The sequence below is a fragment of the Pseudorhodoplanes sinuspersici genome (genome assembly GCF_002119765.1).
Lineage (GTDB): Bacteria > Pseudomonadota > Alphaproteobacteria > Rhizobiales > Xanthobacteraceae > Pseudorhodoplanes > Pseudorhodoplanes sinuspersici.
In genome coordinates, this window is record NZ_CP021112.1 from 1,856,307 (window position 1) to 1,876,841 (window position 20,535).

Consider the following 20,535-nt stretch of genomic DNA (forward strand, 5'->3'; position numbering starts at 1 on the left):
CAACTCATAAATCGGCGAGGCAGACATGCGGCGAGTGGTCGTCACCGGGATGGGAATTGTCTCATCCATCGGTAACAATACGCAGGAGGTTCTTGCGAGCCTGCATGAAGGTCGTTCGGGCGTCGTCCGTGCGGACGATTACGTGAAACTCGGTTTCCGCAGCCAGGTGCATGGTGCGCCGACGCTGGTTGCAGAAGACGTCGTCGATCGCCGTGCGATGCGCTTCCATGGCGGCGGTACGGCCTGGAATCATGTCGCGATGGATCAGGCGATCCGCGACGCCGGTCTTGAAGACGGCGATGTCTCAAACGAACGCACCGGAATTGTCATGGGCTCCGGCGGCACCTCGACCAAGACCATCGTCGAATCCGCTGAGATCGCGCGCACGAAAGGGCCGAAACGCGTCGGTCCGTTTGCCGTCCCGAAGGCGATGTCATCGACCGCTTCGGCGACGCTGGCTACATGGTTCAAGATCAAGGGCCTCAGCTATTCGATCTCTGCCGCCTGCGCGACGACCAACATCTGTATCGGCAATGCGTATGAGCTGATCCAGTGGGGCAAGCAGGACATGATCTTCGCCGGCGGCTGCGAGGATCTCGACTGGACGCTCTCTGTGTTGTTCGACGGAATGGGCGCGATGTCATCAAACTATAACGATCGCCCCGCAGTGGCGTCGCGGCCCTATGATAAAAACCGCGATGGTTTCGTAATCGCGGGCGGCGCGGGCGTGCTGGTGCTGGAAGAGCTGGAGCATGCCAAGGCGCGGGGCGCAAAAATCTATGGTGAAATCTGCGGCTATGGTGCGACATCGGACGGTGTCGATATGGTTGCGCCTTCGGGCGAAGGTGCGGCGCGCTGTATGAAAATGGCGTTGTCGACGGTGAAGGCGCCTGTCGATTATATCAATCCGCATGCCACATCGACGCCGATCGGCGATCTCAAGGAGATCGAAGCGATCCGCGCTGTATTTGGCGACAAATGCCCGCCGATCTCCGCGACCAAGTCTCTGACCGGGCATTCCCAGGGCGCGACCGGCGTGCACGAGGCGATCTACTCGCTGCTGATGATGCAGAACGGATTTATCTCCGCGAGCGCGCATATCGACGAACTCGATCCGGCCTTTGCCGACATGCCGATCCTGCGCGAGCGCAAGGATAACGTGAAGCTCGGCTGCGTTCTGTCCAATGGTTTCGGCTTCGGTGGCACCAACGCAACCGTGGTGTTCAAACACATCGATGCCTGACGATGAGGCTTGTCGATCAGGACATCGACTGGCACGACGGCAATCTCGTTGATATTCAGATCAGCGGATTGCCGGGAAAAATACAGACCATCCGATTGTTTCTCGACCTTTATCCCGATGATGAAAATGCGGACAAGCGACGCCGCTATTGTTGCACTGGAGAAGGTCTCAGGCGGGCTTTGTTCTCTGGCGAGACAAACCGTATTCGCAAGAACAGCAAGTCCGGCAATATCGATTTCATGCGGCTCGAACAGGGAGACGGCGGAGATATCCTGACCGTGTCGTTGTTCGGCGGCGTTGTCGAAGCCGAAGCGGTAGATTTCCAACTGGTAGAAGTCAAAGAATGACCAAATTGATGCAAGGCAAGCGCGGGCTCATCATGGGCGTCGCCAACGATCACTCGATTGCGTGGGGCATCGCCAAGACGCTCGCGGACCACGGCGCTGAACTCGCTTTCACCTATCAGGGCGACGCGTTGCTCAAGCGGGTCAAGCCGCTGGCGGAATCGGCGGGCTCGGATTTCCTGATGCCGTGTGATGTGGAAGATATCGCAACCGTCGATGCTGTGTTCGCCGAGATGAAGAAGAAGTGGGGCACGATCGACTTCTTCGTCCACGCCGTCGGTTTTTCCGACAAAAACGAATTGAAGGGCCGGTTTGCCGATACGACACGCGAGAATTTCGTGCGCACTATGGTAATTTCCTGCTTCTCTTTCGCGGAGAGTGCGAAACGTGCCGCCGAATTGATGCCGAATGGCGGCGCCATGCTGACGCTGACCTATAACGGCGGCGATCGCGCCATGCCGAACTACAACGCGATGGGTCTTGCGAAGGCGGCGCTGGAATCCTCGGTGCGCTATCTCGCGGTCGATTTCGGCCAACAGAAGATTCGCGTGAATGCGATTTCTGCCGGTCCGATCCGGACGCTGGCCGGCGCTGGCATCCACGATGCGCGCTATATGTTTGCCTTTCAGCAGAGACATTCGCCGCTTGGTCGCGGCGTGACGCTGGAGGAACTCGGAGGGGCGGGCCTTTACCTGTGCTCCGATCTTTCGGGCGGCGTCACCGGCGAAATCCATTTCGTGGATTCAGGTTACAACGTAATCGCGATGCCGCTGCCGGATGCTTTGCGCGCGGAAGGCGAGAAATCGGTGGACTAGAGCGTTTTCGAGCGAAGTGGATATCGGTTCGCGTGAAGAAAACGCGTCAAAATAAAAAACTGGAGCCTCGGCTTTGAAGCTGAGGCTTTAATTATGAGCGGCGGTCTGCCGGTGGGCAGCCGTTCGTTCCTTGGAATCCTTTGCCGATGCCAGAGGCTTTTTTTACCGAGCCGACCACCGGCTATTGGCAGGACATCACTGCCGATATTCCATCGCGCTTTACGGCCGCGCCGCCCTACCGTTATGGTTATCCGGTGCGGATGCCGGACGACCGCGTCCTCATGCTTCCGCTGCGGCAATTGCCATCCGGCGGCAACGCTGTAGCCTCGCTAATCGCCAACCAGGCCGCTCATGTCGTGATTGCCGCACTCGCCGATGCGATGGCCGAACTGGCGCGTAGTTTCAGCGCCGATATCGTTGTCGGCCTCCCGACGCTCGGTTTTGCTTTCGCCGATCGCGTCGCAGAGCGGCTTGGCCATCCGCGCTTTGTGCCGCTCGGCTATTCGCGCAAGTTCTGGTACGACGACACGCTCTCACAGGCGGTTCAATCGATCACCAGCCCGGAGCCCGGCAAATTGCTGCGGTTCGATCCCAACATGCTGCCGCTGCTCGACCGTCGCCGTATCGTGCTGGTGGATGATGCGATCTCGACCGGTGCGACCGCAGTCGCCGCCGTGAAACTGTTGCGGCGCATCGGTGCAGATGTTGCCGGCATCGTGGTGGCGATGAAACAGACCAATCGTTGGCAAGCGGAAATGGCAACGTTGTCCGCGCCGCCGCCGGTGCGGGCCGTGTATGGCTGTCCACTGTTCCGTCGCGGCGATGACGGTTGGTGGCCGCTCGTCGAGACGCAGCCGGAGATTCCCTGACGGAGAGCGCTGCCATGGGCAAGGATCCGCTGTTTCGACAGAGCGAAGTTGAGAATGAACGGCTCGCGGCCGACAAGAAGGTGATGACGTTTGCGAAAGTCATCGTGGCCTTGAAAATACTGACGGGGCTGATCGCACTGGGGTTGATTGCCGCGATCTGGTTCGTGTGGCGTGTGCGATAGAAAAAGGGCGGCCCTTCGGCCGCCCCTTATATTCCTGTCTTGTGAAGCGACTACGCCGCCTTGCGAAGGTCGTCGGCGTTGGCGAGGTCGAAGCGGTCGGCGTTCATCACCTTGGTCCACGCCTTGACGAAGTCCTTCACGAACTTCTCTTTCGAATCCGCGCACGCATAGACTTCGGCAAAGGCGCGGAGCTGCGAGTGCGACCCGAAGATCAGATCGACCGCAGTTGCGGTCCATTTCGGCGCCTTGGTCTTGTGGTCCACGCCCTGGTAGATGCCTTCCGCATTCGGGGCCTGCCACACAGTGTCCATCGTGAGCAGATTGACGAAGAAGTCGTTCGTCAGCTTGCCCGGCGACGTGGTGAACACGCCGTGCTTGGACTCGCCGAAATTGGCGCCGAGCACGCGAAGGCCGCCGATCAGCACGGTCATTTCCGGCCCGGTCAGCGTTAGCAGCTGCGCCCGGTCGACCAGAGCTTCCTCCGGCTTCATGAACTGCAGCTTCTTCTTGTTGCTGTAGTTGCGGAAGCCGTCCTGGCGCGGCTCCAGCGGCGCAAAGGACTCGACGTCGGTCTGCTCCTGCGAGGCGTCCATGCGACCCGGCGTGAAGGGTACCTTCACATCGATCCCGGCATCCTTGGCCGCCTTCTCGACGCCCGCGTTGCCCGCAAGGACGATCAGGTCGGCGAGCGACACTTTCTTACCGAAGCCCTTCTGGATCTCCTCGAGTTTCGCCAGCACCGTCTTGAGCTGGGCCGGCTCGTTGACCTCCCAGTCCTTTTGCGGGCTGAGACGGATGCGAGCACCGTTCGCGCCACCGCGCTTGTCGGAGCGGCGGAAGGTCGAGGCCGAGGCCCAGGCGGTTGAGACAAGCTGCCGGACCGTCAGGCCGGAGGCGAGGATCTTCGCCTTCAGCTCGTCGGCGTCCTTGGCGTCGATCAGCGGATGATCAACTGCCGGGATCGGATCCTGCCAGATCAGCTCTTCCTTCGGCACGAGCTTGCCGAGGTAGCGCACGCGCGGACCCATGTCGCGATGCGTGAGCTTGAACCAGGCTCTCGCAAAGGCGTCCGCGAACTGATCCGGGTTCTCGTAGAACCGCCGCGAGATCTTTTCGTAAGCCGGGTCCATCCGCAGCGAGAGGTCGGTGGTCAGCATCGTCGGCAGATGCTTCTTCGACTTGTCGAAGGCATCCGGTATTGAGGCTTCCACACCTTTCGCCTTCCATTGTTTCGCGCCGGCCGGGCTCGTCGTCAGTTCCCATTCGTTTTCAAACAGGTTCTTGAAGAAGAGATTGCTCCACTTGGTCGGCGTCTGCGTCCAGGTGACTTCGGGGCCGCCGGTGATGGCGTGGGCGCCGACACCGGTCTCGTACTTGCTCTTCCAGCCGAGACCCTGATCTTCGAGCGCACCGGCTTCCGGCTCCGGACCGACCAGCGACGGGTCGCCTGCACCGTGGGTCTTGCCGAAGGTATGGCCGCCCGCGATTAGCGCGACGGTCTCTTCGTCATTCATCGCCATGCGGAAGAAGGTTTCGCGGATGTCCTTGGCGGCCGCGATCGGGTCCGGGTTGCCGTTCGGGCCTTCCGGATTCACGTAGATGAGGCCCATCTGCACGGCGCCCAGTGGATCGGAAAGCTGGCGCTCGCCGCTATAGCGTTCGTCACCGAGCCAGGTGCCTTCCGGACCCCAATACAGCTCTTCCGGCTCCCACACATCGACGCGGCCGCCGGCGAAACCGAATGTCTTGAAGCCCATCGATTCGAGCGCGACGTTGCCGGCGAGGACCATCAGATCGGCCCAGGAGATTTTCCGGCCGTATTTCTGCTTGATCGGCCACAACAACCGACGGGCCTTGTCGAGGTTGGCGTTATCGGGCCACGAGTTGAGCGGCGCGAAGCGCTGCTGGCCGGCACCGGCGCCGCCGCGGCCGTCGGTGATGCGGTAGGTGCCTGCACTATGCCAGGCCATGCGGATCATCAGGCCGCCGTAATGGCCGAAATCGGCTGGCCACCACTCCTGCGAATCCGTCATCAAGGCATGCAGGTCCTTGGTCACAGCATCGAGGTCGAGCGATTTGAATTCCTTGGCGTAATCGAAATCCTTGCCCATCGGATCGGACAGGCCGGAATTCTTGTGCAGCATCTCGATGTCCAGCCCTTCCGGCCACCAGTCGCGGATCCTGGGTCCGCGCGCGCCGCCGGTGAACGGACATTTGCCGCCGCTCTTGTCGTCTGTTTTTGCGTCCATTGGTTTTCCTCCTCATTTGCGATGGGATGCGTCGGGGCGAACCATGCTCCCCAGATTAGATAAGGTCCAATTGGATTGATTGCGTGTGACAATAAGATTACCTTATGGAGATGGTCACGTTTCGACAGCTCCGTTATCTCAATGCCTTGGCCCGGCATCGGCATTTCGGCCGCGCCGCTGATGCCTGCGCCGTCAGTCAGCCGGCTTTATCCATGCAGATCAAAGACTTGGAAAAGGACCTCGGGGTCGCCCTGGTCGAGCGGCGCTCGAACGACGTGGTGCTGACCGAAACAGGGCTTGAGATCGCGCGCCGCGGCGAACGCATCCTGAGCGAGGTCAACGATCTTGAGGATTTCGCCCGGCACCGCGGCGGCGTACTCAGCGGCACGTTGAAGTTCGGCGTCATCCCTTCGATCGCACCTTATGTGCTGCCGCGTCTTCTGCCGCTACTGCAGGAGAAACATCCCGATCTCGAACTGGAATTGCGCGAGACGCAAACGCGTTTTCTGGTCGAAGAACTGGTGCGCGGCAGTCTCGACGTCATCATGATCGCGCTGCCGGCACCTCATCCGGAAATCGAAACGCTCTCGCTGTTCGAAGATGCATTCCTCCTGGCTGCACCATCTGCCGATGCGCTGCCAAATCGTCAGCGCATCACTGCCGAAGACATTGACCAGAGCCGTTTGATCCTGCTCGAAGAAGGTCATTGTTTGCGCGATCAGGCGCTCGCCTTCTGCGCCGATGCCAGCGGCGGGACGCTGCGCGAATTGGGTGCCACCAGTCTCACCACAGTGATGCAGATGGTCGCCAATGGTTATGGCGTGACGCTGATCCCGGAAATTGCCGTGCAGGTGGAGGCGCGCGACGAGCGTGTGAAGCTGGCGCGCTTTGCCATGCCCGAACCATTCCGCACCGTCGGTCTCGGCTGGCGTCGCACGTCTTCGCGGGCGCAGGACTTTCGTGCGCTCGGCGAGATTGTCGCCGATGTGGTGAAATGAAAAAGGGCGGCCCGAAGGCCGCCCCCTAAAGCTTTCAGAGAAGTGAAGAATTACTCCGCAGCGCCGCCAGCAGCTTGCTGCTCGCGCTCGTCCTTCTGCTTGGCTTCGAGGTCTTCGCCGGTTTCCTGATCGACCACCTTCATCGACAGGCGCACCTTGCCGCGATCGTCGAGACCGAGCAGCTTCACCTTCACCTTGTCGCCTTCCTTGACGACATCGGAGGTCTTCTGCACGCGGTTGGCGGCGAGCTGGCTGATGTGAACGAGGCCATCGCGTGAACCGAAGAAGTTCACGAACGCGCCGAAGTCCATCACCTTCACGACCGTGCCGTCATAGATCTGGCCGACCTCCGGATCGGAAGCGATCGACTTGATCCACTTGATGGCTGCGCGGATCGATTCGCCGTTGGCGGATGCAACCTTCACGGTGCCGTCGTCCTCGACATTGATCTTGGCGCCGGTCTTTTCCACGATCTCGCGGATGACCTTGCCGCCAGTACCGATCACTTCGCGGATCTTGTCGGTCGGGATTTTCAGCGTTTCGATGCGCGGCGCATGTTCGCCGAGCTCCGCGCGTGCTGCGGTCAAGGCCTTGGACATCTCACCCAGGATATGGATGCGGCCGTCCTTCGCCTGTCCGAGCGCGATCTTCATGATCTGCTCGGTGATGCCGGCGATCTTGATGTCCATCTGCAGCGAGGTGATGCCGATTTCGGTGCCGGCCACTTTGAAGTCCATGTCGCCGAGATGATCCTCGTCACCGAGGATGTCCGACAATACGGCGAACTTCTCGCCTTCCAGGATCAGACCCATGGCGATGCCAGCGGTGGGCCGCTTCAGCGGCACGCCGGCATCCATCAGTGCGAGCGAGGTGCCGCAGACGGTCGCCATCGACGAGGAGCCGTTCGATTCGGTGATCTCCGACACCACGCGGATGGTGTAGGGGAAATCGTGCTTGGCCGGCAGGACTGGATGGATTGCACGCCAGGCGAGCTTGCCGTGGCCGATTTCGCGACGCTTGGTGCCGCCGAGACGCCCGGTCTCACCGACCGAGAAGGGCGGGAAGTTATAGTGGAGCAGGAAATGCTCCTTGTAGGTGCCCTGCAGCGCGTCGATCCACTGCTCGTCTTCACCGGTGCCGAGCGTGGTGACGACCAGCGCCTGGGTCTCACCGCGCGTGAACAGCGCCGAACCATGCGTGCGCGGCAGAACGCCGGCTTCGCAGACGATCGGGCGCACGGTGGTGAGATCGCGGCCGTCGATGCGCTTGGAGGTATCGAGGATGTTCCAGCGAACGATCTTGGCTTCGAGTTCCTTGAACACGCCGGCAACACGCAGCTTGTCGTATTGTGGTTCGGCACCTTCCGGGAAGAAATGCGCCATCATCTTTTCCTTGACGGCGCCGACGGCGGCATAGCGATCCTGCTTCTTGGAGATCGCGTAAGCGGCACGCAGGTCCTTTTCGAACAGGTTGAGCATTTCCTGTTCGAGCGCGGAATTGTCGATGACCGTCAATTCGCGCGGCTCTTTCGCGGCCTTTTCGGCGAGCTGGATGATTGCCTGGATCACCGGCTGGAAATGCCGGTGGCCGAACATCACCGCGCCCAGCATCACATCTTCCGACAACTCCTTGGCTTCGGATTCAACCATCAGCACGGCGTCGGTGGTGCCAGCGACCACAAGGTCAAGTTCGCTCTCGACCATTTCGTCGACCAGCGGGTTCAGCACATATTCGCCATTGATGAAGCCGACGCGGGCCGCGCCGATCGGACCCATGAAGGGAACGCCGGACAGAGTCAGCGCTGCAGAGGAGGCGACCAGCGCAAGGATGTCGGGATCGTTTTCCATGTCGTGCGACAGCGTGGTGACGATCACCTGCGTCTCGTTACGCCAGCCATCGGCGAAAAGTGGACGGATCGGGCGGTCGATCAGGCGGGAAACCAGCGTTTCCTTTTCGGTCGGACGGCCTTCACGTTTGAAATAACCGCCGGGGATGCGGCCGGCTGCGTAGAATTTTTCCTGATAGTCCACAGTGAGCGGGAGGAAATCCACGCCCTCGCGGGGTGCCTTGGCAGCGACCACAGTCGCCAGCACGGTGGTTTCTCCATAGGTGGCGACGACGGCGCCGTCAGCCTGACGCGCGACTTTGCCGGTTTCCAGAATGAGCTTGCGCCCACCCCAGTCGAGCTCAACGCGATTGGTATCGAACATTTGTTTTTTCTCTCATCGGTTTCGGACGATGAGGGCGAAGCCATGTGCAAGACGGCGAGAGACTGTCGTGTTGAGTGTGATCTGCAAAAACAAACCGGCTTTTGAAAAAGATCACGCTCGAATTAAAAGCAAACAGCTTCAACAACAGTGTCTGGCGATCCTGCCATGACTTCATCCCTCGGGATGCGAACGAGCCAATCCGTGTTGTGCTCGTTCGAAAATCCGGCAGGTCTTGCTGCCGGCCTTAAGCGGACGCGACAGCGCGCATCCGCTTCAATAAGGGCGTGATGTGATCCGAAAATTGCTTCGTCGTTTCCGGCATCTCGCTCTTGGTCGGAGCGTGACCGTACCCGAAAAACCGTTCGCGTTTTTCGGAATGTCATGCTCTCCCCGCGCGAACCGCGCGCGGTCACTCAGCGGCGGATATTCAGCCGCTCGATCAGGCTCTTGTAGCGCGCCTCGTCCTTCCGCTTGACGTAATCGAGCAGTTGGCGGCGCTGCGACACGAGCTTCAGGAGCCCGCGCCGTGAATGGTTGTCTTTCGTATGGGTCTTGAAATGACCAGTCAGGTTGTTGATGCGTTCCGACAGGATCGCGACCTGGACCTCGGGCGAACCGGTGTCACCGGCTTTGGTTGCATACGCTTGGATGACTTCAGCCTTGCGGCCGGCTTCAATCGACATCGTCAATGACCTTTTTGTTTGCCGGCACTGCCAGTCAGTCCGGCGAGGTTGAACACACGCTTGGGGACGATCTCGCCTTGTCCGGTCTCGGCGAGGGCGATCAGTTCGCCCGCAACCGTCACGTAGACCAGCCCGGTAAGAATGGGAGCATCCCGTCCGCGCAGGATTACGGCTTGGCCTCTCTGGAGCCTTGCCGCATCGGACCTGTTGACGGCCAGTGCCGGGATGTCGTCCAGCGCGGTCTCAACAGGCCATAACGCGTCGGCGAGGCTGCCCTCGCCGGCGGCGGCTCTATCGCACAAAGCTGTAAGTTCTTCCAGAGAAATCATTTCCGGCTCCCCGAAGGGGCCGACGCAGGTTCGCCTGAGGGCCGAAACATGCCCCCGGCAGCCCAAAAGGCGGCCGAAATCCCGTGCCAGGGCACGGACATAGGTTCCCTTGCCGCAATCGGTCTCGAAAACGGCATGATCGGCATCAGGGCAGTCAGCGAGGGCCAGTCGGTCGATCCGGACCTCCCGGCTCTCCAGTTCCACCTCCTCGCCGTCCCGGGCGAGATCGTATGCCCGCTCGCCGTCGATCTTGATCGCCGAGAAGCGGGGCGGGACCTGCTGAATGACCCCGCGGAATTTTGGCAGAATGGCCTCGATCTCTTCGATCGTCGGCCGGGCGTCGCTGGTCTCGACCACGCGGCCTTCGGTGTCGTCGGTGTCCCGCTCCTCGCCCCAGCGCACGGTGAAGCGATAGGTCTTGGTCGAGTCCATGATGAAGGGCACGGTCTTGGTTGCCTCACCAAGGGCGATCGGCAGACAGCCCGACGCCAGCGGATCGAGCGTGCCGGCATGGCCGGCGCGCTTGGCTGTGAACAGGCGGCGGATCACCGCAACCGCATGTGTCGACGTCATGCCGACAGGTTTGTCGAGCACGACCCATCCGTGCACGTCACGCTTGTCGCGTTTTTTTTGGCCGGGCCGCGGTGGCTTGCGCGACTCGGTCTCTGATTCCTGATTGTCGAATGTCATGATTCGTCCGTGTCGCGCTCGATGTCGCGCTGTACCGCAGGTGTTCGCAGAAGTTTCTCGATCCGTTCCGCTTCGTCGAATCGCTCGTCGGCGCGGAAGCGGATGTCAGGAGCAAATTTCAGGTTAACGCGATGCGCGATCTCGCCGCGCAGGAATTTCTTGTTGTCGTTTAGCGCCGCGATCACGTCCTTCACGTCGCGACCGCCGAGCGGCATGACGTAGATCGTCGCGAGCTTCAGGTCGGCGGTCATGCGCACTTCGGGAATGGTGATCATGTGCGATTCGAGCACGGGATCGTGCACGTCGCCGCGCGTCAGCATCTCCGCCATGGCGTGGCGGATCAATTCGCCGACTCGGAGCTGGCGCTGCGAGGCGCTGGCTGGACTGTCGCTCTTCTGCTTCTTGTTTCGCATAGCAATTTTCAGTTGTCGTCATGCCGGGCCTTCTGCCGGACATCCACGACTTTCCCTTTTTGATTCAAGACGTGGATGGCCGGGAGTTCAGCGCAAAGACGCGCTTTGCGCTTTTGCCCGGCCATGACGTCACAGCAAACAGGAAGCTTTACGAAGCCGTGAGATTTGGACTCACAGACTGCGTTGAATCTGCTCCACCCGATAACATTCGATCACGTCGCCGACACGCATGTCCTGGTAGTTCTCGAATGCCATACCGCATTCCTGGCCGGCCTTCACTTCCTTGGCGTCTTCCTTGAAGCGCTTGAGCTGTGAGAGCTTGCCTTCGTGGACCACGACATTGTCGCGGATCAGGCGGACATCGGCGCCGCGTTCCACCGTGCCGTCAGTGACCAGACAGCCGGCGACCTTGCCGACCTTGGACACGTTGAACACTTCCTGGATGCGTGCATTGCCGAGCATCGTCTCGCGCCGTTCCGGCGTGAGCAGGCCGGACATCGCCGCCTTAACGTCATCCACGAGATTGTAGATGATGTTGTAATAGCGGATCTCGATGCCGGCCTGTTCGGCGGCTTCGCGCGCTTCCTTGTGGGCGCGCACGTTGAAGCCGATGATAGCGGCATCGACCGATTCTGCCAGCGTCACATCGGATTCGGTGATGCCGCCGACACCCGACAGGACCACGCGCGCACCGACTTCGTCGTTGCCGAGCTTGTCGAGAGCACCGATGATCGCTTCGAGCGAGCCTTGCACGTCAGCCTTGATCAGCAGCGGGAATTCCTTGCGGCCCGCCGTTTTCGCCTGAGCCATCATCTGCTCGAGCGAGCCGCGCATACCAGTCTGGCGGGCGGCCTGCTTGTCGCGCTTCTGACGCTCACGATAGGACGTGACTTCACGCGCACGCGCTTCGTTCTCGACGACCGCGAGACGGTCGCCGGCATCCGGCGTGCCGTTGAAGCCGAGCACTTCGACCGGAACCGAAGGACCGGCAGTCTGCACCGTCTGACCGGTATCGCTGACAAGCGCGCGGACACGGCCCCATTCAGCGCCGGCAACGATGATGTCACCGATCTTCAGCGTACCGCGCTGGATCAGCACCGTGGCAACCGGACCGCGGCCGCGATCGAGCTTGGCTTCGATCACGGTGCCTTCGGCCGGGCGATTGGCATTGGCCTTGAGATCGAGAAGTTCGGCCTGCAGGCCGATGGTCTCGAGCAGCTTGTCGAGATTCAGCTTCTTAGTGGCGGAGACCTCGACATCGAGTACCTCGCCGCCCAGCGATTCCACCTGAACCTCATGCTGCAGCAATTCGGTGCGCACGCGGTCGGGCTTGGCGTCCGGCTTGTCGATCTTGTTGATCGCAACGATCATCGGCACCTTAGCTGCCTTGGCGTGCTGGATCGCTTCGATCGTCTGCGGCATCACGCCATCGTCGGCCGCAACCACCAGGATGACGATATCGGTCACCTTGGCGCCGCGGGCGCGCATCGCGGTAAAAGCGGCGTGGCCCGGCGTATCGATGAAGGTGATCTTGCCATGCGAGGGCGATTCCACCTGATAGGCACCGATATGCTGGGTGATGCCGCCGGCTTCACCGGACACGACGTTGGCGGAGCGGATCGCATCGAGCAGCGAGGTCTTGCCGTGGTCGACATGGCCCATGATGGTGACCACCGGCGCGCGCGATGTCAGCGTGTCAGGGTCGTCGGCGGTATCGAACAGACCCTCTTCCACGTCAGATTCGGCGACGCGCTTGACGGTATGGCCGAGTTCTTCGGCGATGAGCTGTGCGGTATCGGCATCGATCACGTCGTTGATGGTTGCCATGTGGCCCTGCTTCATCAGCAGGCGGATCACATCGACGCCACGCTCGGCCATACGGTTGGCGAGTTCCTGGATCGTGATGGTTTCCGGGATGACCACTTCTCGCGCGATCTTTTCTTTCGCTTCGTCGGCGTGATGGCCTTTCAGGCGCTGTGTGCGGCGACGGAACGACGCAACCGAGCGTTCGCGCACTTCGTCGGCGCTCATGGCCGTGACGAGCGTCAGGCGTCCGCGTTGCTTCGGCGGGCCGGAGCGGGTCGGTTTGGGAGCAACGGCAGCCGGACGGGGCGCGCCCGGCGTACCGGGGCGGCGTGTCCGCGGCGTTTCTTCGTCTTCGGCTTCCAGCGCGGGACGCGGCGCTGCAGTGCCCAGTCGCGGTGCGCCCGGGCCTGCGGCGGGAGCAGCGGTTGTGCTGGCCGCGGGAGTGGCAGCGGGCTTGGCGTCTTCGCCAAACCGCTTCTTGGCTTCCTGCTCCGCTTTGCGCTTGGCGTCTTCCTCGCGCCGATGACGCTCATCTTCCTCGCGCTTGCGCTCTTCCGCGGCTTCGCGCTCGGCCTTTTCGATCGCCTCGCGGCTTTGACGTCGGCGCGCTTCTTCCTCGGCGATCTTGCGTTCTTCGGCTTCGCGCACGCGCGCGTCCGCCAGCGCATGCGCACGGGCATTGCGCTCTTCGTCAGTCAGGGTGCGCAGCACCACGCCCGACGAGCGGGCTGGCGCGGCCGGCTTGCTGGGCGGCGCGGCGCGCTTGGGCGCGACCGGCTGCTGCTCGGCCACAGGCTCCGGCTTGGTGTCGCCGGGCTTGCCGATGGTGCGGCGCTTCACCGTCTCGACCACGACTTGCTTGCTGCGGCCATGGCTGAAGCTCTGGCGCACCACGCCCGTTTCGGTGCGCGGTTTCAGCGTCAGCGTCTTGCCGCCGCCAACCTTTTTGTCGCCAGGTGTCTTCGTATCGCTCATTCCGATTCCGTTCCTTTGGGTCCCTTGTCCAAAGCGTTGTCCCACCGCGGCCGGCTCATTTCGCCGGTGCGAAAGCGCATCATGCGCAGACAACGCGTGAGGAAGCCCTGGCTTGCTGGTCCGGCAAGCAGGGCAGCATGTATCACATTTGACCGCCCCAATGCCAAATCCAATTGCGTGCCGGAAAACGCCCGGATCACCGGGATTTCGGGACTATCGTCCTCCGGGTTGCGGTTTAGGAGGGCCGTGGCCTTGCGGGCCCCCTCCGGCGAGCCGTCCGAGGCATGCAGCAATCCCAGCAATCCGCCGCGCTGAATGGCCGCTTCCACCTTGGAAAAGCCGGTCACGACCTCGCCGGCCTTGCCGGCAATGGCGAGGGCATCCAGCGCCGCCCGCTCCAGCAGCCGGTCGGTCAGATCGGTCAGTTCGGGCCCGCTCCGCACATCGCGCTTGAAGCCCTTGGCAAACAATTTTCGCCGGATGGCCTGATCGACAGCCTCGCGGGTGGCTGTCACCCAGAGGCCCCGGCCGGGCAGATTGCGCTTCACATCCGGTACGGCATTGCCGTCCGGCCCCACAACGAAGCGGATCAGGTCAGCGATCGGCCGGATCTCACGGGTTACGACGCACATGCGCTCGGTGGCAGCCCCTTTGTTGGGGCCACCGTCCAGTGGGCTATCGTCGAGCCTCGCGAGCATTCCGGCGTTTCACCTCACGCTTCCACGGGTTCTTCGGCGGCTTCTTCCGCCGGCTTGGCGAGATCATCCTCGGTAATCCAGCCGGCCTTCAGCCGCGCCTGCATCACGATCTGCTCGCATTCGTCACGGCTGAGATCGAAGCCATCCAGAATGCCGGGCTCACGCTTGGTTTCGCCGTCCTTGCGTTCTGTCCAGCCGGCGAGGTCGTCAGTGGCGCAACCGGCGAGATCTTCGATCGTCTTGATGCCGTTTTCGCCAAAGGCGACCAGCATCTGCGAGGTCACGCCCGGCACGTCTTTCAAAGCGTCATCGACGCCAAGCGCCCTGCGCTTCTCGTCATACTCGCCCTCGATGCGCTCGAGATACTCTTTCGCCCGCGACTGCAATTCTTCCGCAGTCTCTTCATCGAAGCCTTCGATGCTGGCAATTTCCTTGAGGTCGACGAGTGCCAATTCTTCGACGCTGGTAAAGCCTTCCGACGCCAGCAATTGGGCGACCACTTCGTCGACATCGAGCGCCTCGATGAAGGTCTTGGTCCGGTTCTGGAATTCGGCCTGACGGCGTTCGGATTCTTCCTGCTCGGTCAGGATATCGATATCCCAGCCGGTGAGCTGCGAAGCGAGACGCACATTCTGGCCTCTGCGGCCGATCGCGAGCGACAATTGCGCATCCGGCACCACGACCTCGATGCGTTCCTTTTCTTCGTCCAGCACCACCTTGGCGACTTCAGCGGGCGCCAGCGCGTTAACGACGAAGGTCGCGACATCCTGCGACCATGGGATGATGTCGATCTTTTCGCCCTGCAATTCGTTCACCACCGCCTGCACGCGCGAGCCGCGCATACCGACGCAGGCGCCGACCGGATCGACCGAGGAATCGCGCGAGATCACGGCGATCTTGGCGCGGGAACCTGGATCGCGCGCAACTGCGCGGATTTCGACGATGCCGTCATAGATTTCGGGCACTTCCTGCGCGAACAGCTTCGCCATGAATTGCGGATGCGTGCGCGACAGGAAAATCTGCGGCCCGCGCGGTTCCCGGCGAACATCGTAAATATAGGCCCGCACGCGATCGCCGTTGCGGAAGACTTCGCGCGGCAGCATTTCATCGCGCCGCACGATCGCTTCGCCACGACCCAGATCGACAACGACGTTACCGTATTCCACGCGCTTGACGACGCCGTTGACGATGTCGCCGATGCGGTCCTTGTATTCCTGATACTGCCGGTCACGCTCGGCCTCGCGCACCTTCTGCACGATCACTTGCTTGGCCGATTGCGCGGCGATGCGGCCATATTCCAGCGGCGGCAAGGCATCGGCGATGGTGTCGCCAATCTGCGCCGAGGGATTGAGCCGGCGCGCGTCCTCGAGACTGATCTGGTTGGACGGGTTTTCGACCGCTTCAACCACCAGCATGTGGCGGGAGAGACGCAGTTCGCCCTTCTTCTGATCAATCTCGGCGCGGACTTCGGTTTCGCTGCCGTAACGCGAGCGTGCGGCGCGCGCGATCGCGTCTTCCATCGCGGCGATAACGATGCCGCGGTCGATCGACTTTTCACGCGCAACCGCATCGGCGATTTGCAGCAATTCGAGCTTGTTTGCGCTCACGGCTGCCATCGGTCACTCTCCTTCGTCAGAGTCGAACTCTTGTTCAGGGTCTAGGCCGGACCGTTCTCTCTTGGCTCGGTCCAGTTGGGCTTGTTTCGGACGGGGCGCCGTCCGGTTGGATTTCTGCTTCGCCTTGAGGGCCGCTTTGGCCTTCGGTTTGGGCGCATAATCGCGCCGTTCAGTGGTTTCGACGATCTCTCCGCGTGCTTCGCGTTCGGCGGCTTTGCCCTTGCGGAGCGCCTCAGCGATCAATTCGTCGGTGAGGACGAGCTTGGCTTCGGCCATGTCCTCGATCGGCAGCAGCACTTCGACTTTATCATCGGCCTTGGCGTCATCGCGTCGCAGGCGTGCCGCGTCGCCTTCCACCCCGAGCAGGATGCCGCGGAACCGCTTGCGTCCCTCGGTGACAATGTTCATCTCGATTTTCGCCAGATGCCCGGCATGCCGCTCGAAATCCGACCGCCGCACCAGCGGACGGTCGAGGCCCGGCGAGGAAATCTCCAGCCGATAGGCCTGGGGCACTGGATCGGCGACATCCATCACCGGCGACAAAGCCCGCGAAATTTCCTCGCAATCCTCGATCGTCAGCGTGCCGTCCGGCCGCTCGGTCATGACCTGCACGGTGCAGCCATCAGCGCCGGAGACGCGGACACGCACCAGCCGATAACCCATTCCCTCGACCACAGGCTCGGCGACCGCTGCAATACGTGCAGCAAGCCCCGGCTCCGCGATCAGGCGCGGTTCCGATTGTGTGCTGGCGTCAGGCAACAGGCTCATGCGATGCGTGTTTCGATCCGTAATTTTCGTTCTGCCCGGAGGCCCCGAAAGTCACGCCATGCGCTGGTCGCGGGACCATTTCAGGTAATAAAAAAGAGCGGGTCCCGGGCGGGGCCCACTCTCAAAAACCGACCGGATCAACCGGTCGTTATGAGGTGTCTTTATCAGACAAGGGGAATATAGCGATTTTGGCTATTTCCGCAAGGGTGCTCACAGAGCGAGGGCGGAGGCGAGATTAGGCCGCTCTTTGACTTTTGGGCTAAACCCTTCCTTCAGAAAGCCGGCCTAGGATTATCCGTAATTTTCCGCGCCTATCCCCTTGCCTTGATCTAGCAGAATGCCTGATCGACCAGAATGGCCGCTCCCTTTTCGATGATCCCCGGACTTGAAAGCGTTGTAAAAGAAGGCTCAGGCGAGAAGCGCGCCCAGGCCTTGCGCCAAATCACGACTCTCTTCGTCGACGGCTCAGGCCGGTTCAATGCCGAACACATTCGTCTTTTCGAGGATGTGTTCCTGATGTTGATCAACGAAATCGAAGGCAAGGCGCTTGTCGAATTGTCGCGGCAACTGGCGCCGATGTCGGATTCGCCGGTCAACGTCGTGCGGCGACTGGCCAAGGACGACGATATCATGATCGCCGGACCGATGCTGGCGCAATCGCCGCGCCTGGTCACAGCCGATCTCGTCGACATCGCCAGTACCAAGAGCATCGATCATCTTTACGCGATTTCGGGCCGTCTCCGGATCGAGGAGCCTGTCACCGACATCATCGTTCGGCGTGGCGATCTGCTCGTGAAACGCAAACTCGCGGGCAACGCCGGCGCACGCTTATCCGATAGCGGATTTACCGCACTATTGCGCAGCGCTGAGCATGACAGCTTGCTTGCCGAAGCCGTCGCACTGCGAACCGACATTCCCGATCATCTGTTCCGGGAATTGCTGACCCGCGCAACCGATGTTGTGCGGCAGCGATTGCTGGCGAATGCAAAGCCGGAAATACAGGCGCATATTCGTTCCGTGCTCGCCAAAGTGTCGGACGAAGTCGCCAGAAAGCCGATGCGCGATTTTTCCGATGCGCAACAGCAGGTTCGTATTCTCGCACAGGCGGGCGAACTGACCGAAGAACAGCTCGCGAATTTTGCGCGCTCAAGAGAATACGACAGTACAGTGGCGGCCTTGTCAGAACTGACAGAGGTGCCGATCGATGTTGTCGAGCGTCTGATGAATGGCGATCGCCCCGATCCGATCCTGATCCTGTGCAAGGCGGCCGGTTATTCCTGGCCGACGGTGCGCAACATCATTCAGGCCCGTCTCGGTACGCGCGGCAAAGCGGTGCCGACCCTGGAAGCGGCACATTCCAATTTTGACAAGTTGTCGGCGGCGACCGCCCAGCGTGTCGTTCGTTTCTGGCAGCTCTCGCCCGGCAGCATTCCCGCCGCGATCTGATTTCGCGGTCATTCCGGGGCGCAGCCAACGGCTGCGAGCCTGGAAATCGAGTCAAGAATCCTATGCGCCTGGATTCCGGATCGCGCTTACGCGCGTCCGGAATGACGGCGAATGGATTATCGTCTGCGAAACGCGAGATAGCAGGGCGTGCGGCCTTCGCGTTTTGCTTTCGCTTCATAGCGTGTGCCGCCAAAGTCAGGCCATGGCTTGCGCCAGTCCTCCGCGCGTTCGGCGGTCCAGTCGAAATCCGGCGAACGCAACAGCCGTAGCAGTGTCCAGGCGGAATAATCGTCGATATCTGAGGCAAATCGGAATTCACCTCCCGTGCGCAATACCCGTGCGAGAGCGGCAACACTTTGATCCTGCACGAATCTGCGCTTCCAGTGTCGCCGCTTCGGCCAGGGGTCGGGATAGAGAAGATCGATGCGTGCCAGGGAAGCCGATGGCAGCCAGGTCAGAACGTCGGTTGCGTCACCGTGATGCAGGCGGATGTTGGTGAGGCCCTTTGCATCGATCGCCGCCAATGCCTTCGCCATGCCATTGACGAAAGGCTCGATGCCGATGAAGCCGCAATCCGGATAAAGCTCGGCCTGTGCGATCAGATGTTCAGAGCCGCCGAAGCCGATTTCGAGCCGCACTTCGCGGACGGGATGGGGAAACAGGTCTGCAAGCTCCGCCGGAGCAGAAGCTTCAAGACCAAGGCGGAGTGTCGGCAGCAAGGTCTCCGTTAAACGGGCTTGTCCTGCGCGCAATTTCTTGCCCTTGCGGCGGCCGAAAAAGGCGCCTTGCCGCAGGGTGGGGTTCGGGTCGTCGTGTCGTGTGCCGGAATGCATAACGGCCGCATCCATGATGCGGCCGTTCGCAAAACTCAACGCAAATCGTCGCGTTGGACGTTATTTCACCGCTTTGCGGATCTGGTCGGCCAGATCAGTTTTTTCCCATGAGAAGCCGCCGTCCTTGTCCGGCGCGCGGCCGAAGTGACCGTAAGCAGCGGTGCGGCGATAGATCGGCCGATTCAGCTTCAGCGTCCGGCGGATATTGGTCGGGCGCAGCGGGAACAACTCCGCCAAAACTTTCTCCAGCTTGCCGTCATCGACTTTGCCGGTGCCGTGGGTGTCGACCAGCAGCGACATTGGATCGGCAACGCCGATCGCATAGGCAACCTGGATGGTGCAGCGTTCGGCAAGGCCAGCCGCCACCACGTTCTTGGCAAGGTAGCGGGCGGCATAAGCGGCCGAGCGGTCCACTTTCGTTGGGTCCTTGCCGGAGAAGGCGCCGCCGCCATGCGGCGCATAGCCGCCATAGGTGTCGACGATAATCTTGCGGCCGGTCAGGCCGCAGTCGCCGTCCGGGCCGCCGACCACGAAATTGCCGGTCGGATTGACGAGGAAGTCGGAATCCTTCTTCGGCATCCAGCCCTTCGGCAGCGCGGACGCAACCGCGTCGCCGATCAGGTCTCTCACCATCGACGGGGTGTATTTCTTGCCGTTGCGGTTGGCCGCATTGTGCTGGGTCGACACCACAACCTTGGTGCAGCCGATCGGCTTTCCGTCCTCGTACTTGATCGTGACCTGACTCTTGGCGTCGGGCTGCAAATCAAACAGCTTCTTCGAATGCCGCTGGTCCGAGAGAACTTTCAGGATCTTGTGCGCGAAATAGATCGGCGCCGGCATGAACGAATTCTTCTCATAGACTTCGCTCTCGGTACAGGCGAAGCCGAACATCATGCCCTGATCGCCGGCGCCTTCCTGCTCTCCGCTCTTTTTCTTCTTGGCATCGACGCCCATGGCGATATCGGGCGACTGGCCGTGCAGCAACACTTCAATATCGGCGCCGTGGAAGGAGAATCCGTCCTGGTCGTAGCCGATGTCCTTGACCACATCGCGTGCGATCTGGGCAATCTGCTCGCGATTGATGACGGCGTCCGAGCCGTATTTCTTGAACAGAGGGGCCTGACCGCGGCCCTCGCCGGCAATGACGATCTTGTTTGTGGTGGTCAGAACCTCACAGCCGAGGCGTGTATTGACCAGGCTGTCGTCGGCGATGCCGAGCTTCACATCATTCTCGAGAAAGGCGTCGAGGACGGCGTCGGAGATTTGGTCTGAGACCTTGTCCGGATGTCCTTCGGAGACGGATTCGCTGGTAAACAGATGGCTCTTGCGCAGCACTGATAAGACTCCCCCTAGGGACGAAGACTGACC

The 20,535-nt window shown here is 61.3% G+C and carries 18 protein-coding genes; 7 read left to right on the forward strand and 11 right to left on the reverse strand.

All coding sequences use genetic code 11. From position 1 onward, the window contains the following. The first annotated feature begins 25 nt into the window (after positions 1–25). The 5 genes from fabB to CAK95_RS29095 all read left to right on the forward strand — a co-directional run bounded on the left by fabB (position 26) and on the right by CAK95_RS29095 (position 3,453). Positions 26–1,243, forward strand: a complete 1,218-nt coding sequence (gene fabB / locus CAK95_RS09115; RefSeq protein ID WP_086087631.1) for a beta-ketoacyl-ACP synthase I — start codon at positions 26–28, stop codon at positions 1,241–1,243. Positions 1,244–1,245: 2 nt separating this feature from the next. Next, complete coding sequence (locus CAK95_RS09120) at positions 1,246–1,590, forward strand: hypothetical protein (RefSeq protein ID WP_086087632.1); 345 nt, start codon at positions 1,246–1,248, stop codon at positions 1,588–1,590. Then, positions 1,587–2,402 (forward strand): enoyl-ACP reductase FabI, encoded by an 816-nt coding sequence (gene fabI / locus CAK95_RS09125; protein WP_086087633.1) that lies wholly within the window; start codon positions 1,587–1,589, stop codon positions 2,400–2,402. The genes CAK95_RS09120 and fabI overlap by 4 nt, the downstream gene beginning before the upstream one ends. A gap of 146 nt (positions 2,403–2,548) precedes the next feature. After that, the gene (locus CAK95_RS09130) at positions 2,549–3,271 is read left to right on the forward strand and encodes a phosphoribosyltransferase (protein WP_086087634.1); all 723 of its coding nucleotides are present in this window, start codon (positions 2,549–2,551) and stop codon (positions 3,269–3,271) included. Positions 3,272–3,285: 14 nt separating this feature from the next. After that, positions 3,286–3,453 (forward strand): hypothetical protein, encoded by a 168-nt coding sequence (locus tag CAK95_RS29095; RefSeq protein WP_157699574.1) that lies wholly within the window; start codon positions 3,286–3,288, stop codon positions 3,451–3,453. A 50-nt stretch (positions 3,454–3,503) separates the two neighbouring features. Here CAK95_RS29095 and katG read toward each other — a convergent pair whose 3' ends face one another. After that, the gene (gene katG, locus CAK95_RS09135) at positions 3,504–5,702 is read right to left on the reverse strand and encodes a catalase/peroxidase HPI (RefSeq protein WP_086087635.1); all 2,199 of its coding nucleotides are present in this window, start codon (positions 5,700–5,702) and stop codon (positions 3,504–3,506) included. A gap of 110 nt (positions 5,703–5,812) precedes the next feature. Here katG and CAK95_RS09140 point away from each other — a divergent pair, with 110 nt between their 5' ends. Beyond that, positions 5,813–6,700, forward strand: coding sequence for a hydrogen peroxide-inducible genes activator (locus tag CAK95_RS09140; RefSeq protein WP_086091300.1), 888 nt, complete (start codon positions 5,813–5,815; stop codon positions 6,698–6,700). 50 nt (positions 6,701–6,750) lie between these two features. On the opposite strand, the gene pnp is transcribed toward CAK95_RS09140, so the two are convergent. The 8 genes from pnp to rimP all read right to left on the reverse strand — a co-directional run bounded on the left by pnp (position 6,751) and on the right by rimP (position 16,888). Then, positions 6,751–8,910, reverse strand: coding sequence for a polyribonucleotide nucleotidyltransferase (pnp, locus tag CAK95_RS09145; protein ID WP_086087636.1), 2,160 nt, complete (start codon positions 8,908–8,910; stop codon positions 6,751–6,753). A gap of 413 nt (positions 8,911–9,323) precedes the next feature. Beyond that, positions 9,324–9,593: a 30S ribosomal protein S15 gene (rpsO, locus tag CAK95_RS09150; protein WP_086087637.1), complete on the reverse strand. Its 270-nt coding sequence runs from the start codon at positions 9,591–9,593 to the stop codon at positions 9,324–9,326. 2 nt (positions 9,594–9,595) lie between these two features. Further along, entirely contained in the window at positions 9,596–10,612 is a 1,017-nt protein-coding gene (gene truB / locus CAK95_RS09155) for a tRNA pseudouridine(55) synthase TruB (RefSeq protein ID WP_086087638.1), read from the reverse strand. After that, complete coding sequence (rbfA, locus tag CAK95_RS09160) at positions 10,609–11,025, reverse strand: 30S ribosome-binding factor RbfA (protein ID WP_086087639.1); 417 nt, start codon at positions 11,023–11,025, stop codon at positions 10,609–10,611. Before rbfA ends, truB begins: the two co-directional genes overlap by 4 nt. A gap of 171 nt (positions 11,026–11,196) precedes the next feature. Next, positions 11,197–13,806 carry a translation initiation factor IF-2 gene (gene infB / locus CAK95_RS09165; RefSeq protein ID WP_086087640.1) on the reverse strand — a complete coding sequence of 870 codons (2,610 nt, stop codon included), beginning with the start codon at positions 13,804–13,806 and terminating at the stop codon, positions 11,197–11,199. Continuing rightward, the gene (locus tag CAK95_RS09170; protein WP_086087641.1) at positions 13,803–14,504 is read right to left on the reverse strand and encodes an RNA-binding protein; all 702 of its coding nucleotides are present in this window, start codon (positions 14,502–14,504) and stop codon (positions 13,803–13,805) included. The genes infB and CAK95_RS09170 overlap by 4 nt, the downstream gene beginning before the upstream one ends. Positions 14,505–14,518: 14 nt before the next feature. Continuing rightward, a complete protein-coding gene (gene nusA, locus CAK95_RS09175) occupies positions 14,519–16,120 on the reverse strand; it encodes a transcription termination factor NusA (protein ID WP_086087642.1) in 1,602 nt (533 codons plus the stop codon). Between the two features lie 3 nt (positions 16,121–16,123). Next, on the reverse strand, positions 16,124–16,888 hold the full coding sequence (gene rimP / locus CAK95_RS09180; protein WP_086087643.1) for a ribosome maturation factor RimP: 765 nt from the start codon (positions 16,886–16,888) through the stop codon (positions 16,124–16,126). 354 nt (positions 16,889–17,242) lie between these two features. Here rimP and CAK95_RS09185 point away from each other — a divergent pair, with 354 nt between their 5' ends. Continuing rightward, positions 17,243–18,334, forward strand: a complete 1,092-nt coding sequence (locus CAK95_RS09185; protein ID WP_086087644.1) for a DUF2336 domain-containing protein — start codon at positions 17,243–17,245, stop codon at positions 18,332–18,334. Between the two features lie 116 nt (positions 18,335–18,450). Here CAK95_RS09185 and trmB read toward each other — a convergent pair whose 3' ends face one another. Further along, positions 18,451–19,182: a tRNA (guanosine(46)-N7)-methyltransferase TrmB gene (trmB, locus tag CAK95_RS09190; protein WP_086087645.1), complete on the reverse strand. Its 732-nt coding sequence runs from the start codon at positions 19,180–19,182 to the stop codon at positions 18,451–18,453. Positions 19,183–19,227: 45 nt separating this feature from the next. After that, the gene (metK, locus tag CAK95_RS09195; RefSeq protein WP_086091301.1) at positions 19,228–20,499 is read right to left on the reverse strand and encodes a methionine adenosyltransferase; all 1,272 of its coding nucleotides are present in this window, start codon (positions 20,497–20,499) and stop codon (positions 19,228–19,230) included. Between the last annotated feature and the right edge of the window lie 36 nt (positions 20,500–20,535).

Coding starts and splice junctions, on each gene's coding strand:
- katG (WP_086087635.1), bottom strand. CDS start 5,702: ATGGACGCAAAAACAGACGACAAGAGCGGCGGCAAATGTCCGTTCACC.
- CAK95_RS09130 (WP_086087634.1), top strand. CDS start 2,549: ATGCCAGAGGCTTTTTTTACCGAGCCGACCACCGGCTATTGGCAGGAC.
- truB (WP_086087638.1), bottom strand. CDS start 10,612: ATGACATTCGACAATCAGGAATCAGAGACCGAGTCGCGCAAGCCACCG.
- CAK95_RS09120 (WP_086087632.1), top strand. CDS start 1,246: ATGAGGCTTGTCGATCAGGACATCGACTGGCACGACGGCAATCTCGTT.
- rbfA (WP_086087639.1), bottom strand. CDS start 11,025: ATGCGAAACAAGAAGCAGAAGAGCGACAGTCCAGCCAGCGCCTCGCAG.
- CAK95_RS29095 (WP_157699574.1), top strand. CDS start 3,286: ATGGGCAAGGATCCGCTGTTTCGACAGAGCGAAGTTGAGAATGAACGG.
- fabI (WP_086087633.1), top strand. CDS start 1,587: ATGACCAAATTGATGCAAGGCAAGCGCGGGCTCATCATGGGCGTCGCC.
- pnp (WP_086087636.1), bottom strand. CDS start 8,910: ATGTTCGATACCAATCGCGTTGAGCTCGACTGGGGTGGGCGCAAGCTC.
- trmB (WP_086087645.1), bottom strand. CDS start 19,182: ATGGATGCGGCCGTTATGCATTCCGGCACACGACACGACGACCCGAAC.
- infB (WP_086087640.1), bottom strand. CDS start 13,806: ATGAGCGATACGAAGACACCTGGCGACAAAAAGGTTGGCGGCGGCAAG.
- fabB (WP_086087631.1), top strand. CDS start 26: ATGCGGCGAGTGGTCGTCACCGGGATGGGAATTGTCTCATCCATCGGT.
- rpsO (WP_086087637.1), bottom strand. CDS start 9,593: ATGTCGATTGAAGCCGGCCGCAAGGCTGAAGTCATCCAAGCGTATGCA.
- CAK95_RS09140 (WP_086091300.1), top strand. CDS start 5,813: ATGGTCACGTTTCGACAGCTCCGTTATCTCAATGCCTTGGCCCGGCAT.
- nusA (WP_086087642.1), bottom strand. CDS start 16,120: ATGGCAGCCGTGAGCGCAAACAAGCTCGAATTGCTGCAAATCGCCGAT.
- CAK95_RS09185 (WP_086087644.1), top strand. CDS start 17,243: ATGGCCGCTCCCTTTTCGATGATCCCCGGACTTGAAAGCGTTGTAAAA.
- rimP (WP_086087643.1), bottom strand. CDS start 16,888: ATGAGCCTGTTGCCTGACGCCAGCACACAATCGGAACCGCGCCTGATC.
- CAK95_RS09170 (WP_086087641.1), bottom strand. CDS start 14,504: ATGCTCGCGAGGCTCGACGATAGCCCACTGGACGGTGGCCCCAACAAA.